The sequence below is a fragment of the Belliella alkalica genome, from assembly GCF_022549785.1.
GTDB classification, from domain to species: domain Bacteria; phylum Bacteroidota; class Bacteroidia; order Cytophagales; family Cyclobacteriaceae; genus Belliella; species Belliella alkalica.
This window is the reverse complement of record NZ_JAKZGO010000003.1, coordinates 18,334-34,171: the sequence shown is the minus strand read 5'-3', so window position 1 is coordinate 34,171 and position 15,838 is coordinate 18,334. Positions and strand designations below refer to the sequence as shown.

16 protein-coding genes and 4 tRNA genes are annotated in these 15,838 nt (G+C 37.9%); 7 read left to right on the top strand and 13 right to left on the bottom strand.

Going from position 1 to position 15,838, the window contains the following annotated elements; translation table 11 throughout:
• Positions 1–140: 140 nt before the first annotated feature.
• From rplL to MM213_RS04090, 12 genes are all read right to left on the bottom strand, one after another.
• The gene (gene rplL / locus MM213_RS04145) at positions 141–521 is read right to left on the bottom strand and encodes a 50S ribosomal protein L7/L12 (RefSeq protein WP_241275184.1); all 381 of its coding nucleotides are present in this window, start codon (positions 519–521) and stop codon (positions 141–143) included.
• Positions 522–572: 51 nt separating this feature from the next.
• Positions 573–1,109 (bottom strand): 50S ribosomal protein L10, encoded by a 537-nt coding sequence (rplJ, locus tag MM213_RS04140; RefSeq protein WP_241275183.1) that lies wholly within the window; start codon positions 1,107–1,109, stop codon positions 573–575.
• Positions 1,110–1,111: 2 nt separating this feature from the next.
• Entirely contained in the window at positions 1,112–1,810 is a 699-nt protein-coding gene (gene rplA / locus MM213_RS04135) for a 50S ribosomal protein L1 (RefSeq protein WP_241410232.1), read from the bottom strand.
• A 10-nt stretch (positions 1,811–1,820) separates the two neighbouring features.
• Positions 1,821–2,264 (bottom strand): 50S ribosomal protein L11, encoded by a 444-nt coding sequence (gene rplK / locus MM213_RS04130; RefSeq protein ID WP_241410231.1) that lies wholly within the window; start codon positions 2,262–2,264, stop codon positions 1,821–1,823.
• Between the two features lie 3 nt (positions 2,265–2,267).
• Positions 2,268–2,825 carry a transcription termination/antitermination protein NusG gene (gene nusG, locus MM213_RS04125; protein WP_014772283.1) on the bottom strand — a complete coding sequence of 186 codons (558 nt, stop codon included), beginning with the start codon at positions 2,823–2,825 and terminating at the stop codon, positions 2,268–2,270.
• Between the two features lie 17 nt (positions 2,826–2,842).
• The gene (gene secE / locus MM213_RS04120; protein ID WP_241275180.1) at positions 2,843–3,031 is read right to left on the bottom strand and encodes a preprotein translocase subunit SecE; all 189 of its coding nucleotides are present in this window, start codon (positions 3,029–3,031) and stop codon (positions 2,843–2,845) included.
• Positions 3,032–3,049: 18 nt separating this feature from the next.
• Positions 3,050–3,120 (bottom strand) — tRNA-Trp (locus MM213_RS04115).
• Between the two features lie 116 nt (positions 3,121–3,236).
• Complete coding sequence (tuf, locus tag MM213_RS04110; RefSeq protein WP_241410230.1) at positions 3,237–4,424, bottom strand: elongation factor Tu; 1,188 nt, start codon at positions 4,422–4,424, stop codon at positions 3,237–3,239.
• Between the two features lie 67 nt (positions 4,425–4,491).
• A tRNA-Thr gene (locus MM213_RS04105) sits at positions 4,492–4,563 on the bottom strand.
• 34 nt (positions 4,564–4,597) lie between these two features.
• A tRNA-Gly gene (locus MM213_RS04100) sits at positions 4,598–4,670 on the bottom strand.
• A 120-nt stretch (positions 4,671–4,790) separates the two neighbouring features.
• Positions 4,791–4,873 (bottom strand) — tRNA-Tyr (locus MM213_RS04095).
• A gap of 154 nt (positions 4,874–5,027) precedes the next feature.
• Entirely contained in the window at positions 5,028–7,619 is a 2,592-nt protein-coding gene (locus MM213_RS04090; protein WP_241410229.1) for a M1 family aminopeptidase, read from the bottom strand.
• A 47-nt stretch (positions 7,620–7,666) separates the two neighbouring features.
• On the opposite strand from MM213_RS04090, the gene MM213_RS04085 reads away from it, so the two are divergent.
• From MM213_RS04085 to MM213_RS04060, 6 genes are all read left to right on the top strand, one after another.
• A complete protein-coding gene (locus MM213_RS04085; protein WP_241410228.1) occupies positions 7,667–8,161 on the top strand; it encodes an acyl-CoA carboxylase biotin carboxyl carrier protein subunit in 495 nt (164 codons plus the stop codon).
• Between the two features lie 102 nt (positions 8,162–8,263).
• A complete protein-coding gene (gene pyrH / locus MM213_RS04080) occupies positions 8,264–8,974 on the top strand; it encodes a UMP kinase (protein WP_241275176.1) in 711 nt (236 codons plus the stop codon).
• Positions 8,975–8,992: 18 nt separating this feature from the next.
• The gene (gene frr / locus MM213_RS04075) at positions 8,993–9,553 is read left to right on the top strand and encodes a ribosome recycling factor (protein WP_241275175.1); all 561 of its coding nucleotides are present in this window, start codon (positions 8,993–8,995) and stop codon (positions 9,551–9,553) included.
• A 302-nt stretch (positions 9,554–9,855) separates the two neighbouring features.
• A complete protein-coding gene (locus MM213_RS04070) occupies positions 9,856–11,436 on the top strand; it encodes a peptide chain release factor 3 (RefSeq protein ID WP_241410227.1) in 1,581 nt (526 codons plus the stop codon).
• 174 nt (positions 11,437–11,610) lie between these two features.
• Positions 11,611–12,345 carry an RluA family pseudouridine synthase gene (locus MM213_RS04065; protein WP_241275173.1) on the top strand — a complete coding sequence of 245 codons (735 nt, stop codon included), beginning with the start codon at positions 11,611–11,613 and terminating at the stop codon, positions 12,343–12,345.
• A gap of 109 nt (positions 12,346–12,454) precedes the next feature.
• Complete coding sequence (locus tag MM213_RS04060) at positions 12,455–12,961, top strand: SixA phosphatase family protein (protein ID WP_241410226.1); 507 nt, start codon at positions 12,455–12,457, stop codon at positions 12,959–12,961.
• Positions 12,962–13,048: 87 nt separating this feature from the next.
• Here MM213_RS04060 and MM213_RS04055 read toward each other — a convergent pair whose 3' ends face one another.
• Entirely contained in the window at positions 13,049–13,810 is a 762-nt protein-coding gene (locus MM213_RS04055) for a DeoR/GlpR family DNA-binding transcription regulator (protein ID WP_241410225.1), read from the bottom strand.
• Between the two features lie 125 nt (positions 13,811–13,935).
• On the opposite strand from MM213_RS04055, the gene MM213_RS04050 reads away from it, so the two are divergent.
• The gene (locus MM213_RS04050; protein ID WP_241410224.1) at positions 13,936–15,498 is read left to right on the top strand and encodes a glycerol-3-phosphate dehydrogenase/oxidase; all 1,563 of its coding nucleotides are present in this window, start codon (positions 13,936–13,938) and stop codon (positions 15,496–15,498) included.
• Positions 15,499–15,838: the final 340 nt, after the last annotated feature.

Below are 15,838 nucleotides of genomic sequence, written 5' to 3'. Positions count from 1 at the left end.
TTATAGTGATAATTAATAACCAAATGCGACAATTTTCGCTTGAAATAGTGCAATTTTTTCCCTGAGCACAAACAGGAAAAGACCTGACTTTACAGTCAGGTCTAATACCATACCTTTACCAAAAGGCAAAGATTTTCAAATTACTTAACTTCTACTTCAGCTCCAGCCTCTTCAAGAGACTTTTTCAAAGCTTCAGCTTCGTCCTTAGCAATTCCTTCTTTAACAGCTTTAGGAGCGCTATCAACTAGTTCTTTAGCTTCTTTCAAGCCAAGACCAGTCAATTCTTTCACAAGCTTAACTACAGCTAGTTTCTGACCACCAGCAGCTTTAAGGATTACATCGAAAGCTGTTTTTTCTTCTTCAGCAGCACCAGCATCACCAGCTCCACCACCAGCTACCATTACAGCACCAGCAGCAGCAGGTTCGATACCATACTCGTCTTTCAAAATATCAGCCAATTCTTTTACTTCTTTTACAGTCAAGTTTACCAACTGATCAGCAAGTTGTTTAAGATCTGCCATTGTATTAATATTTAAATTGTTGTTTTTAACTAATTGATTTGATGATTATGATTATTCTTTCTCAGAGAGAGTCTTAACAAGCCCAGCCACAGTATTCTGTCCATATTGAAGGGCAGAAATAAGATTTTTTGCTGGAGATTGAAGAAGACCGATAACGTCTCCCAAAAGTTCGTTTTTAGATTTAAGAGTTGACAACATTTCTAGTTGATTCTCTCCGATGAAAACATCTGAATCTATGTACGCGCCTTTGAAGACTGGTCTTGTTTCTTTCTTACCTTGTTTCTTTCTGAAATCAAGAATTACTTTTGCAGGTAGATTACTAATTTCTTTTGAAAATACTATACCTGAAAAGCCTTTTAGAGTAGCTTCTGAAAATTTAGCGTAGTCTCCGTCTAGGTTTTCTAAAGCTTTCGCAATTAGTGTATTTTTATAAACCTTATACTCGACACCTTTTTCAAAACATGCTCTTCTGAAAGCATTTACCTGAGCAACATTGAAACCTGAAGCATTAGTAATGTAGAAATACGGGGTTTCCTTGAATTTCTCGGTAAGACTTTCGATTATTTCTCTTTTTTCGTCTCTAGTCATGATTAAATTCCTTGAATACTACCTTTATCTACAATAATTCCAGGAGACATTGTACTCGACAAATGAATACTTCTGAAATAGGTTCCTTTTGATGAAGTAGGCTTAAGCTTAGAAATTGTGCTAATCAATTCCTTTACATTTTCCTGAATTTGTTCAGCTGTAAAAGATACTTTACCAACACCAGCATGGATGATTCCAAATTTATCTACTTTAAAATCGATTTTACCAGCTTTTACTTCTTTAACAGCTTTACCAACTTCTAAAGTTACTGTTCCTGATTTTGGGTTAGGCATCAAGCCTCTAGGTCCCAAAACCCTACCTAATCTACCAACCTTAGCCATTACATTAGGCATAGTTATAATGACATCAATGTCAGTCCAACCGCCTTCAATTTTTGCTATATAGTCGTCTAATCCAACATAGTCCGCACCTGCTTCTTTGGCTTCGGCTTCTTTGTCAGGGGTACATAGTACCAAAACCTTAACATCCTTACCTGTGCCGTGTGGCAATGCAACTACTCCTCTTACCATTTGATCTGCTTTTCTAGGATCAACGCCCAATCGAACGTCAATATCCACAGAAGCATCAAATTTAGTGTTAGTGATTTGCTTCACAATAGAAGAAGCTTCCTCTAGGGAGTACTGTTGGCTTGCGTCGTACTTAGAAAGAGCTTCTTTTTGCTTTTTTGTTAACTTAGCCATAGTTTTTATTTTATTCCTCCCAAGGAGCTTTTCCAGATACTGTGATACCCATGCTTCTAGCTGTACCTGCGATCATTTTCATTGCAGATTCAACTTTGAAAGCATTTAAGTCAGGCATTTTCACTTCAGCAATTTCTTTTACCTGATCCCAGGTAACAGATCCTACTTTTTTCCTGTTTGGCTCTGATGAACCAGCTTTGATTTTTGCAGCCTCTATCAGCATGTTTGCAGCTGGTGGAGTTTTTACTACAAAATCAAAAGATTTATCAGAATAAACAGTAATCAAAACAGGCAATACTGAACCCATTTTATCTTGGGTTCTGGCATTGAATTGCTTACAGAACTCCATGATGTTCAAACCCTTTGAACCAAGGGCTGGACCAACTGGAGGCGATGGATTTGCCTGGCCACCTTTCACCTGTAATTTCACATAACCAGTGATTTCCTTAGCCATTTCCTAGTCTTGTTTTTCTACTTGTATAAAGTTTAACTCTACAGGGGTGTTTCGTCCAAAGATTTTGACCATAACATTCAATTTCTTCTTATCTTCAAACACCTCTTCTATTGTACCCGCGAATCCACTGAAAGGACCGTCCATTACTTTTACGGTCTCTCCAACTATAAATGGAGTATCTAATTTCTCTGCAAACTCATCAATCTCCTCAACACGACCTAAGATCCTATTGATTTCAGATTGACGTAATGGCTCAGGGGTTTTGGAAGCCCCCCCTTGGTTTGACCCTAAGAAACCGATTACACCCGGAATACTTGTAATTACATGATTTGCTTCACCGTGAGTCAAATCCGCATTAACCAAGACATAGCCAGGAAAGAAATTTCTATCCCTAACTCTTTTCTTGCCATTGCGCATTTCGTAAACTTTCTCGGAAGGTATTAAAACCTCGGGAATATAATCCTCTAGTTTTTGGCGAACAATTTCATTGTCTAAATAAGCTTTAGTCTTTTTCTCTTGTCCTGCTACCACCCTAAGTACATACCACTTATGTTCAGCCATCAGTAATTCTAATTCAATTAAAATAAATCATAAAACCATTTCATCAAATTCTCGAAACCCAAATCTATTGCACCGATCAACAGCGAAAAGATTAATGAAGCGACGATGACCAAAACAGCACTGTTTTGTAAAAACGAATGGGAAGGCCATGTGACCTTATTCTTCATTTCGTCTATTGACTCAACGACAAAGTTTTTGATATTCATGGTTTTACTTTCTTGTTGCACGGGCAGAGAGATTCGAACTCCCATCAACGGTTTTGGAGACCGCTATTCTGCCATTGAACTATGCCCGTAGGATATTTTGCCTCCTAAAAGGAACGCAAAAGTAGTAATAAAAGGTTGAAGAAACAAATGCGATCCCGAAAAAATATTCAAGATCGCATTTGATAATATGTGATAATCTTAAAGATTAGTCAAGAATTTCAGTTACCTGACCAGCACCTACAGTTCTACCACCCTCACGGATTGCGAAACGTAGACCTTTCTCAAGAGCAACTTTATTCAATAAGTTAACTTCAATTGTAACGTTATCGCCTGGCATAACCATTTCAACACCTTCAGGAAGTGTAATTTCACCAGTAACATCTGTAGTTCTCAAATAGAACTGTGGACGGTATCTGTTGAAGAATGGTGTATGACGTCCACCTTCTTCTTTAGAAAGAACGTAAACTTCAGCCTTGAAATGAGCGTGTGGCTTAACAGATCCTGGCTTACAGATAATCATACCTCTCTTGATTTGAGATTTTTCAATACCTCTCAACAATAGACCTACGTTATCTCCAGCTTCTCCTCTGTCAAGGATTTTACGGAACATCTCAACACCAGTTACTGTAGACTTCAAGCCTTCAGCACCCATACCGATAATGTCAACTGGCTCGCCAGAGTTGATTACACCTCTTTCAATTCTACCAGTTGCAACAGTACCACGACCAGTGATCGAGAATACGTCTTCAACAGGCATCAAGAAATCTTTGTCAACTAGACGCTCAGGAATTGGAATGAACTCATCAACTGCGTTCATTAACTCCATAATTTTCTCAGTCCACATTTCATTTCCTTCCAATCCACCTAGGGCAGATCCAGAAATAACCGGAATATTATCACCATCAAAATCATAGAATGATAGTAATTCTCTTACTTCCATTTCTACAAGCTCAAGAAGTTCAGGATCATCTACCAAATCCACTTTGTTTAAGAAAACAACAAGTGCTGGTACACCTACCTGACGAGCAAGAAGGATATGCTCTCTAGTTTGAGGCATTGGTCCGTCAGTTGCAGCTACTACAAGAATAGCGCCATCCATCTGAGCAGCACCAGTCACCATGTTCTTCACATAATCAGCGTGACCTGGACAATCTACGTGAGCGTAGTGTCTTTTTTCAGTCTGATATTCTACGTGAGAAGTGTTGATAGTAATACCTCTTTCTTTTTCTTCTGGAGCGTTGTCGATAGAAGAGAAATCTCTTAGTTCAGAAAGACCTTTTTTGGCCAATACTGTAGTAATGGCAGCAGTCAAAGTTGTCTTTCCATGGTCTACGTGACCAATCGTACCGATATTAACGTGCGGTTTGGAACGGTCAAAGGTTGCTTTTGCCATGCGTGAAAATCCTCTGTTTTAGTTAAAGATATAAATTTATTTTTTTTTTCTAATTCCAATGTTTCTGAGCCAACGACGGGATTTGAACCCGTGACCCCTTCCTTACCAAGGAAGTACTCTACCCCTGAGCTACGTCGGCTGGTAACATTACTGAATGCCCTATAAAAGCATAGAGCGGGAGACGAGGCTCGAACCCGCGACCTGCAGCTTGGAAGGCTGCCGCTCTACCAACTGAGCTACTCCCGCTTTTATTCTATTATTTTCTAACTTATTCTACAATCGAAACTATCAAAAGAAGAACTAAATTAGAGTCTTATTAAGTTACGTGATTGCAAAAGTAATGAAATTTTTGACAATATCGCAATGTGGGGGAAACAGGATTCGAACCTGTGAAGACATAAGTCAACGGATTTACAGTCCGTCCCAGTTGGCCGCTTTGGTATTCCCCCAACTGTTACTGCTAAGATTTAGTAAAGCTTTAGATACTTTTGGTTGTCTTAACGGATGGCAAAATTATACCCTTTTTTGAAACATTCAAAATTATGTTAATCTTTTTCTTATGTTTTTTTTAAACTATAAATTAAACTTTTCGAAATCAACGAATTAATTTTCCTCAAGGTACGGAGAAAGGTAATATTCCTTGTACCTTTTTGCCTGTTCATCCTCTTCTTTCTCATACAATGTCTTGATTTTTCCCAAAACTCCTTCTTCATCTACAAACCCAAAAAGGGATTGAAATGCTACAGCCCTGATATAATTTGCTTGATGATTTAAACCGATTTGATAAAGATTTTCTACTGCTACTTTATTTTCTTGTTCCGATTGAAGTTTTGAAAAGTAATCTCCATAATAACCTATGAAATAATACAAGGATTGACCATTCAACACTTTTAATTTATCATGAAACCATTCTCCCTGTCCTTCTATAGATTCTGAAATGTAATAATCAGCTAAAGCAACTACAATTCTGATATTCTCTTCATTAACAAATCTTTTGGAGATCTCATCCCTATTTGTGTTCTCTTCGTTGTCCAAAAAGGCACTTAATGCCGCACCTGAAACATAGTAAGAAGGATGATTGATCCACCTGATGAATGCAGGTGCATACTTGTCAGCATCTATTAGAGATAGTAGCTCTATAGCTCCTGTCCTCACAGTATTTTGCTCATCATTTTCAGCCATTTCAAAAAGTGTGTCCTCAATTGATGCAATCTGCATCAACAAGTTTGGATTTCTAGCTATTTGTAGCAATGCTTTTTCCCTAACGGACCAAAAAGAATCACTTAGTGCTTTCTGTACCACTTCTGCAAAAATTTCTTCTTCAGCAAATTCACTTCCTAGACTGTCAAGTGCCTCATACCTAGTTATTCCAAACTCAGATTCATTAAATTGCCTCGCAAAATGATCAATTCCTCTTCTACTCACTTTTTCTGCCAACAATTCTGCCCTTTCATCAAAATAGAGAACAGATACTGGGCCAGCATTTTCTATTGCAAATTGTTGCCTTGCTTGAGTCAATTCAAACTCTTTTTCGAATCTTTCTCCATCTGTGTACCAACTTACCTTAAACGGGATTCTATACAAAGGCGTATTGTCTAAATCCTGCTTTTGGTGTATAGTCAAAAGTAAATTTTCTTTTTCACTATAATCCACTTCATATTCTAGAACAGGATGGCCTGAAGCGAAAAACCATTGATTGAAAAACCAATTTAAATCCTTTCCTGTCACTTCCTCAAAAGCCAAACGAAGATCATGTGCTTCCACACTTGAAAGGGCATGTTTTGTCAAATAGTGATTTAAGGATTTGAAAAATGCCTGGTCTCCAATACTTCTTCTAAGCATATGAAGAATTCTACCTCCTTTTGCATAGGAATGGCTGTCAAACATTTCTTCAGAATCTTCATGATAAAACCTAATCAAATCAACTTGCTTACCCATGGATTCATCTAAGTACTGCTCCATTTCGGAAATATGGTGAAGATCAGCTTCATCAGACCCTTCTTTATATTCATACCATAGATATTCAGAGTAATTTGCAAAAGCTTCATTCAATGTCAAATTCGCCCAAGATTCTGTGGTGACATAATTACCAAACCATTGATGAAAAAGCTCATGCGCAATTATCCCATCCCACTCACTGTCCAAAGCTTCTCTTTCTGTCAAATTCAATTCCTCCATAAACACGGAAATTGTGGTATTTTCCATAGCGCCAGACACAAAATCTCTCACTACTACTTGATCATATTTCTGCCAAGGATACCTGACACCAAGTATTTCAGAGAAAAAACCAATCATTTCCGGTGTGTTTTGAAAGACTTTCTTTGCTCCCTCCGCATATTTCTCTTCTACATAATAATTCACTTGAATATCTTCCCATGAATCTTTAATCTCTACAAAATCACCTACTATGACTGCTGCCAAATATGGTGCATGTGGCAAGTTCATATCCCAATGATCTGTCCTGGTACCATCAGCATTCAATTTGGAATCAATTAATACCCCATTGCTGATCGTTTTGAATTTTTGATCAACTGTCAGCTTGATTTCTTGTGTGGCTCTTTCATTGGGAGTATCCAAGGTTGGAAACCATTTGGAATTATGTTCTGTCTCTCCCTGAGTCCAGATTTGGATGGGCTTTCCATCTTCTTCACCTGAAGCATTGATAAAATAAAGCCCTTTGGTATCTGTAATTGCAGCACTTCCAGATTTGGGATTTTCGTTGGGCTTTGCTGTATATTTAATGATCACATTCAATGTATCATTTGCAGAAAAATTCTTGGGAAGATAAGCCGTGATCTGTTTTGAATCATAGCGGATGTTCAACTCATTTTCTCCTTCTTCTGTAATTAACCTAAAGGAATGAATATCAAAATCTTTGGCATCAAGAACCAATACATTCTGATCAAAAAAGTATGGCTTTAAGGTCAAATGGGCTTGTCCATAAACCCACTCTTTCTCAAAGTCAAAAGCAATGTCAAGATTGGTGTGTAGCAAATCAAAATGCCTTGTCCTAGAAGGTTTGTAGTCTGAAATCAAAGCTTCTTTCTTCCTGATAATATCGTCATTACTAGGTATATCGGAAGTTTCTATTTTCTCTTCATCTTTTTCCTCAATGGACAGGGTTTTGTTACTTTTACAGGAAAAGAAAAACAAGACCATCAGGTAAGGGAGAAGCTTGATATATTGGGTTTTCATAAAAAGACCTTTAAAGATAAATCGTATATTGGCGCAAAATAATAGAAATGTATTCAGTAAATATTGATAATTCCGTAATTAAAGTTGAGAAATCTGGTGATTCCATAGTTGTCAACGAAGAAATCCTGACTTGGGATTTAAAAAAAACTGGTGATAGGTTCTACAACATTATCCATGAAGGTAAGTCATTCAACCTAGAAGTGGTGAGTATTTTACCAGAAGAAAAAACCATCAAGTTAAAACTCAACAACAAGTCTGCGACAGTGAAGTTGCAGGACAAGTTTGATCTACTCTTGGAAAAATTGGGGATGAATACCAACAAAGGAAATCAGGCCAAAGAAATCAAGGCTCCGATGCCAGGATTGATATTTGACATAAAAATCAAAGAAGGAGATGAGGTCAAAAAAGGAGATCCGGTATTGATTCTTGAGGCGATGAAAATGGAAAATATTATCAAATCCCCTGGAGATGGTATCGTCAAAGCAATCAAGATAAAAAAAGGTGATAGTGTGGAGAAAAACCAAGTTCTAATTCAATTTTAAGCTTTCAACTTTAGAATTCTAAGATGTAGCGTTTATATTTGTAAAATTTATCATTTTCATAAATCATTAAATCACGCACATCTTTTCAAATAAACGCCAGAAATGAAGTACAAAAGAATATTACTAAAGCTAAGCGGAGAGTCGCTAATGGGAGAGAATAATTACGGTATCGATCCCAATAGACTGCAGAAGTATGCCGAAGAAATCAAAAAGGTCAAAGAGCTTGGAGTAGAAATTGCCATTGTGATCGGAGGGGGTAATATTTACAGAGGAGTGCAGGCCGAAAAGACAGGTATAGATAGAGTACAAGGTGACTACATGGGTATGTTGGCCACTTTGATCAATGCAATGGCTTTGCAAAGTGCACTTGAAAAAAACGATATGTTTACCCGATTAATGTCTGGGATTAAAGTAGAAAGCGTTTGTGAGCCATTCATCAGAAGAAGAGCAATCCGACATTTGGAAAAAGGTAGAATCGTGATATTTGGTGCCGGTATAGGAAACCCATATTTCACCACCGATTCCACTGCAAGTTTGCGAGCAATAGAAATCGAAGCAGAAGTAGTATTGAAAGGTACAAGAGTAGATGGCGTTTATACAGCTGATCCTGAAAAAGATAAGTCTGCCACAAAATACAGCACATTGTCATTCCAAGAAGCTTACGAGAAAAACCTCAACATTATGGATATGACTGCGTTTACACTTTGTCAAGAAAACAATTTGCCAATTGTAGTATTTGATATGAATAAAGAAGGGAATTTGATGAAGTTGGCGACTGGTGAAGAAATCGGAACATTAATCACATCATTATAATCCATATAGAAAAAAATCATGGAAGAAATTCAATTGCACCTAGACGAATCAAAAGAACTTATGCAAAAAGCAGTGGACCACACTGCCCAAGAGTTGGTAAAAATCCGCGCAGGTAAAGCAATGCCTAATTTGCTAGACGGCATCATGGTGAATTATTATGGAGCACCTACCCCATTGCAACAAGTGGCATCTGTGACGACTCCTGACGCAAGAACTTTGTCGATCAAACCATGGGAAAGAAATTTGATTTCTGAGATTGAAAGATCTATAGTGAATTCTGATTTAGGTCTTGCACCTCAGAATAACGGAGAAATCATCATCCTTACAATCCCACCTTTGACAGAAGAAAGAAGAAAAGGATTGGTAAAGATGGCCAAAGCAGAATGCGAATCTGGTAAAGTAAGTATCAGAACAGTCCGTAAAGACACAAATGATTCTTTGAAAAAACTTCAAAAAGACGGTGCTTCTGAAGACGAAATCAAAAGGGCGGAAGATATCGTTCAAAAATTGACAGATCAATTTTCTACAAAGGTAGATGAACTTCTTGCAAAAAAAGAAGTGGAAATAATGACTGTTTAACTGACTCCTAATAGACCAGTCAATTTCCTACAGAATTGATAATCTTACAAAAAGAAACCTCGCAGGATTCTCCTGAGAAGTTTTTAAAATAAATCAACTTCAAAAAACCTAAAAGGCAAACAAACCTTTCAGAAATAATTTAATACCTAAATTCAAGTCTTCGCCATACATTTGGTGAAGGCTTTTTTTTGTTTTAAAGACTATCCACAAAAATCGTTAAGTCACGCTAATTCCAAACCTAGTACATAATTCAGGTTAAAAACGTACCTTTGCCCCTTGGAAAAATATTGAATCCCTTCCAGATGAGTTTGAATAAAGAAATAGCTAAGCGAAGAACATTCGCCATTATTGCCCACCCTGACGCTGGGAAGACCACATTGACAGAGAAATTGCTCCTTTTCGGAGGTGCGATACAAACTGCTGGTGCAGTAAAATCAAATAAAATTGACACCGCTACAAAATCCGATTGGATGGAAATAGAAAAGCAGAGAGGTATTTCTGTGGCTACTTCCGTAATGGGATTTGAATATAAAGACATCAAGATAAACCTTCTCGATACTCCAGGTCACCAAGACTTCGCTGAAGATACTTATAGAACATTGACTGCAGTCGATTCTGTCATCATGGTGATAGATTGTGTGAAAGGAGTGGAGATTCAGACAGAAAAGCTGATGGAAGTATGTCGCATGCGAAATACACCTGTGATCTGTTTCATCAATAAACTTGACCGTGAAGGCCGTGATCCTTATGAGCTTCTGGATGAAGTAGAGGAAAAATTGAACATTCAGGTTAGACCTTTATCTTGGCCAATTGGCATGGGTAAAGCGTTCAAGGGTGTTTACAACCTTTATGACAGAAAGCTGAATCTTTTCAGTCCCAGCCAAAGAAAACTGAGTGACGATCGAGCTGTTTTTGATGATCTATCAGAAGATAGGCTAGATGAATTGATCGGTCGTAACAATGCAGACCAATTGCGGGAAGATGTAGAGTTGATCGAAGGAGTGTATCCTGACTTTGACACAAAGGAATACCTTGAAGGAAAAGTAGCACCTGTTTTTTTCGGCTCTGCCGTGAATAATTTCGGTGTAAATGAAATGTTGGACACCTTCATCAGAATAGCACCTGCCCCAAAAAGCAGAAATACCGAAGATAGAGAAGTACTTCCTTCAGAATCGAAATTTTCTGGATTTGTCTTTAAAATCCATGCAAATATGGACCCAAACCACAGAAACAGAATCGCATTCCTAAGAATCTGTTCTGGTAAATTTGAAAGAAATAAGCCTTACAATCATGTGCGTGGACCAAAACCACTTCGCTTCTCGAATGTGACACAGTTTATGGCGCAGGATAGAGAAATGGTTGACGAGGCATTTCCTGGCGATATCATTGGTCTTTATGACACTGGGAATTTGAAAATCGGTGATACGCTAACCGATGGCGAAAACATGACTTTCAAAGGAATCCCAAGCTTCTCTCCTGAGATCTTCAAAGAAGTCATCAACAAGGACGCGATGAAAACCAAGCAAATGGAAAAAGGCTTGAAACAACTGATGGAAGAAGGAGTGGCGCAGTTATTTACTTTTGACATGGGCTCTAGAAAAGTAATTGGCACTGTAGGTCAGCTTCAGTTTGAGGTAATCCAATTTAGGTTAAAGCAAGAATACAATGCCTCAGTAGAATTTGCTCCAATGCAACTTTACAAGGCTTGCTGGATCAGCAGTTCGGATAAAAAGAAGTTGGACGAATTTGTACAGTCAAAAAACAGACATATTGCTAGAGATAAAGATGGTAAATTGGTGTTTATGGCTGAATCCCGATCATGGTTACAGATGGTTCAGGACAATTATCCAGAAATAGAGTTCCACTTCACATCGGAATTTTGATTTAAATTAAGCGATTCTCTCAAAGGTGTTGCAGATATTTTTTGAACTTGTTAAATTTAAAAATATGAAATTGACACGATTTAAATAATCATCAAAATACGCAAAAATGATTATTTTTATCACCATCACGAAAGGTTTCGAGACCACGTGACAATTGAAAACAATTTATAAAACATGAAAAAGAAACCATTCTCAGTCGTCTATGAAGACAACCACCTTTTGGTGGTAAACAAGGCTGCCGGAATATTGGTACAAGGAGATAAGACCAAAGATAAAACTCTCACAGATTATTGCAGAGAGTATATCAAAGAAAAATATAATAAGCCTGGTGACGTATTTCTTCATCCTGTACATAGACTAGATCGACCTGTGAGTGGGCTGGTAGTCTTTGCACGAACGTCAAAAGGCCTAGAAAGAATGATGGAACTCTTTAGGAAAAGAGACATCCACAAAGTATACTGGGCTATCGTAAAAAAGAAGCCAAGAGAGGAAATGGACAAATTGACCCATTATTTGGTAAAAGATGAGCAGAGAAACTATGTGAGTGCTTTCGAAAAAGAAGCTCCAGGCTCACAAAAAGCTGAATTGACTTACAAAAGATTGGGTAAACTCAATGATCATTGGCTGATGGAAGTAAGACCAGTGTCAGGGAGACCCCATCAAATCAGAGTGCAGTTAGCCTCCATCGGTTGCCCTATCAGAGGTGATGTAAAATATGGCTTTGTGAAACCAAACCTTGATTTGAGCATCAATCTTCACGCTTTCCATTTGGTGTTTATCCATCCCATCAAGAAAGAAAAGCTGATCCTAAGGGCTGCATTGCCCGAAGAACCGTTCTGGGAACAATTCTTAGAATTTGAGGAAATCAAAGCCAAAGATCAATATTTGGACAATACCTTTAGTGGATAATCTATCGCTTCTTCTAAATTGAAGAGGCGAAATTCTGATAATAGCTCTACCGCAGCGGAAAAGTTACTTTAGTTTTAGCACGTTCAAAAAAAATTAAAAACACCCAAAAATGAAAAATAATATTCTGCTCATATTGTTATTGGTAATCATTGGCTTTGCCTGTACTCCTAAACAAGAAGCCAAAACTATCTATATCGTAAGGCATGCCGAAAAGATGCTGAATACAGAAGATCCTCAATTGAGTGTGGCAGGCACAGTAAGATCAAAAAAACTAGGGCAGATATTAGAAGACAAGCAAATAAAGCATGCTTTCAGCACAAGTACCATAAGAACCAAAGCCACCCTACAACATGTTTCTAATCATGCTGGCATTGCTATAGAAATATACGACCCACAAAACCATGATGATTTGGTAGAGGAATTAAGAATCAGAAAGGGAAATGCTGTAGTAGTTGGCCACAGCAACACCATTCATCATCTCGTGAATTACTTTGTTATGACTGGGGAAAAGTTTGAGGAATTGGAAGATATAGAGTATGATTATATCTTTGAAGTGACTCTGGAATCTGATGGGAGTTCGAGTGTAGTGAGAAGGTTGTACAAAGAGTTTAACTAACTCCCCCATTAAATCTAGCATTCTGATTGGTTGTAAATAAAACTTACTAGATTTTATACAAAATTTAAACTATAAGAAAAGCTCAATTCACACCACCCTTACTTCTATTCCCATTTCCTCCAATTTTTCCCTATACATTTCCTGAATTCCAGAGTCAGTAATGACCACATCAATGTCATCCAAATTACAAATCTTACCGAAACCTTTTTTTCCAAATTTGCTGGAATCTGCCAAGACGATGGTTTTTTGAACAGATTTGATCATTTGGGCATTGAGATGTGCTTCCATCAAATGTGAAGTAGTCAACCCAAAATCCAAACTGATCCCATCCACACTCAGAAACAACTTACTACAAGCAAAATTCCGCATCATTTCCTCAGCATAATTACCCACAACAGAACTGCTGCTTTTTCTTACCACCCCTCCAAGCTGTACGATCTCGACATCAGGGGAATCAATCAAAGCTAGTGTCACATTCATAGCTGCTGTAAGCACGGTCAATTTTTGATTCTTTGGAAGCATCTGCGCAAAGGACACCACTGTAGTTCCCGAACCAATGATAATCGCTTCATCCTCCACTACCAATCGGATAGCAGCTTGTGCTATTTTCATTTTTTCTTCTACCCTTTCTAGTTTCTTTTCCTGCACAGGCCTATCATTGACATAGGGCGAATTTAAGGTAGCCGACCCATGGGATCTATACAACAAACCCTTGTCTTCCAATAACTTCAAATCTTTTCTAACAGTAACAACAGTGACATCTAGCTCTTTGCTTAGGTCAGCCACGTGCACTATTCCAGCTTCGTTAAGCTTTTCCAATATATATTTATGTCTTTCTGCAATAGTCATGAAAGCTTTCTTTTTTTGATAAAGATAGTTTAATAGATACAAAAAGTAAATTATTTTGATTTTTATATTTCTATATATTTCTTTTTGTTTCTTTTTATATTACTTTTGAAATAAATATTACCAAAATGAATAGAATAGAAAACCTCAAAAAACTAGAAACAGAAAACAAAACCTGGGACATAGCAGTAATTGGCGGCGGAGCATCAGGTCTTGGTGTAGCGCTAGATGCACTTTCAAGGGGACTTTCTGTGGTGTTGGTAGAAAAAGCGGATTTCGCCAAAGGAACCTCAAGCAGAAGCACCAAACTTGTCCATGGAGGAGTTCGATATTTGGCGCAAGGCGATGTTTCACTAGTATTCGAGGCTCTGAAGGAAAGGGGAAGACTTTTACAAAATGCTCCGCACCTTACCCATAATCAACCTTTCATCATACCTATATATACATTTTTTGACAGGCTACAGTACAGTATTGGATTGAAAATCTACGACTGGATGGCAGGAAGACTTCGATTGGGGAAATCCAGATTTATTTCCAAAAAAGAAACCCTAAAGAGACTTCCACAGATCAAACAAGATGGACTCAAAGGAGGTGTCGTCTATCATGATGGGCAATTTGATGATGCCAGATTGGCTTTGAGTATAGCCATCACTTGCAATGAAATGGGAGGCAACATCCTCAATTATACCAAAGTCAATGCTTTGGTAAAAAACACAAAAGGTAAAATCACAGGAATCCAAGTAAGGGATTTGATCGGAAAGAAAAATTATAAAATCAAGGCTAAAATGGTCGTAAATGCCACGGGTGTATTTGCGGATAAAATCCTACTGCTAGATCAACCTGACGCACCTAAAAGCATTCAGCCAAGTCAGGGAATTCATTTGGTTTTGGATAAATCATTCATCGGAGGAAATGATGCGCTGATGATCCCAAAAACTTCAGACGGCCGGGTTCTTTTTGCTGTCCCATGGCAAGACAAATTGGTAGTAGGTACTACAGACACCTTGCGTGAAAAAGCCAAACTGGAACCAGAAGCACTGAGCAAAGAAATTGATTTTGTGCTGGAAACTGCCGCAGCTTATATGGTAAAAACACCAACCAAAGCCGATGTCCTTTCAGTCTATGCAGGTCTGAGACCACTTGCCGCTCCAAAAGAAGGCAGCACCAAAACAAAGGAAATTTCACGTTCACATAAAGTTATTGTTTCTGAAAGTGGATTGACTTCCATCACCGGGGGCAAATGGACTACCTTTCGAAAAATGGGTGAAGACACTGTTGAGAAATTCACAACCGTCACTGGAGAAAGCATAAAAGAAAGTGCATCTGCAAATATCCATTATCGAGGCTATACAACTGATCCGCAAAAAGGTCATTGGCAAGGCTATGGCTCAGATGCAACAACTATCCAAAAAATGATCAAGGATAAACCGGAATTTGGGGAGCAATTACACCCCTCCTATCCCTACACAGTCGCAGAAGTAGTCTGGGCCGTGAAAAATGAAATGGCCATGAAAGTAGAGGACATCCTTGCACGGAGAATGCGTATTTTGTTCCTAGATGCAAAAGCTGCTATTGAAATGGCTCCCAAAGTAGCAAAAATCATGGCACAGGAATTTGCCAAAGATGAAGAATGGACAAACCAAGAAATTTCCGATTTCGAAAAAACAGCAAATAAGTATATATTGAAATAGATCCTCCACGCTTGTGCACCTTAGGCGTAGAGAATAAGATATTGATTGATACTTATGGATATTATTATTGATATTGGCAGTGAAATAAGCCTATAGCGAAATATTACTGACGTGAAATAGAATGGAAATATTGCTTCGCTGAAGTATGCCTTTGGCTTTTGCAGACAAGTCTGGAGAAATATTATTGAGATATAGCTTATCAGAAATAATGGCTATTGACCAAAAGTATTTCTACAATATTTCAACTTTATTTCCATTGTATTTCAATCTTATTTCTACAATATTCCAACCTTATATCTACTATATTTCTACGAAATAACCAATAATCAGATAACCAAAC

Bases quoted from the DNA above. Each gene is read 5' to 3' on its own strand.
- MM213_RS04060 (WP_241410226.1), top strand. From the start codon at position 12,455: ATGAAAAATAATATTCTGCTCATATTGTTATTGGTAATCATTGGCTTT.
- secE (WP_241275180.1), bottom strand. From the start codon at position 3,031: ATGAATATCAAAAACTTTGTCGTTGAGTCAATAGACGAAATGAAGAAT.
- rplJ (WP_241275183.1), bottom strand. From the start codon at position 1,109: ATGACTAGAGACGAAAAAAGAGAAATAATCGAAAGTCTTACCGAGAAA.
- MM213_RS04090 (WP_241410229.1), bottom strand. From the start codon at position 7,619: ATGAAAACCCAATATATCAAGCTTCTCCCTTACCTGATGGTCTTGTTT.
- rplL (WP_241275184.1), bottom strand. From the start codon at position 521: ATGGCAGATCTTAAACAACTTGCTGATCAGTTGGTAAACTTGACTGTA.
- frr (WP_241275175.1), top strand. From the start codon at position 8,993: ATGGAAGAAATTCAATTGCACCTAGACGAATCAAAAGAACTTATGCAA.
- tuf (WP_241410230.1), bottom strand. From the start codon at position 4,424: ATGGCAAAAGCAACCTTTGACCGTTCCAAACCGCACGTTAATATCGGT.
- rplA (WP_241410232.1), bottom strand. From the start codon at position 1,810: ATGGCTAAGTTAACAAAAAAGCAAAAAGAAGCTCTTTCTAAGTACGAC.
- MM213_RS04055 (WP_241410225.1), bottom strand. From the start codon at position 13,810: ATGACTATTGCAGAAAGACATAAATATATATTGGAAAAGCTTAACGAA.
- pyrH (WP_241275176.1), top strand. From the start codon at position 8,264: ATGAAGTACAAAAGAATATTACTAAAGCTAAGCGGAGAGTCGCTAATG.
- MM213_RS04050 (WP_241410224.1), top strand. From the start codon at position 13,936: ATGAATAGAATAGAAAACCTCAAAAAACTAGAAACAGAAAACAAAACC.
- MM213_RS04070 (WP_241410227.1), top strand. From the start codon at position 9,856: ATGAGTTTGAATAAAGAAATAGCTAAGCGAAGAACATTCGCCATTATT.
- MM213_RS04065 (WP_241275173.1), top strand. From the start codon at position 11,611: ATGAAAAAGAAACCATTCTCAGTCGTCTATGAAGACAACCACCTTTTG.
- MM213_RS04085 (WP_241410228.1), top strand. From the start codon at position 7,667: ATGTATTCAGTAAATATTGATAATTCCGTAATTAAAGTTGAGAAATCT.
- rplK (WP_241410231.1), bottom strand. From the start codon at position 2,264: ATGGCTAAGGAAATCACTGGTTATGTGAAATTACAGGTGAAAGGTGGC.
- nusG (WP_014772283.1), bottom strand. From the start codon at position 2,825: ATGGCTGAACATAAGTGGTATGTACTTAGGGTGGTAGCAGGACAAGAG.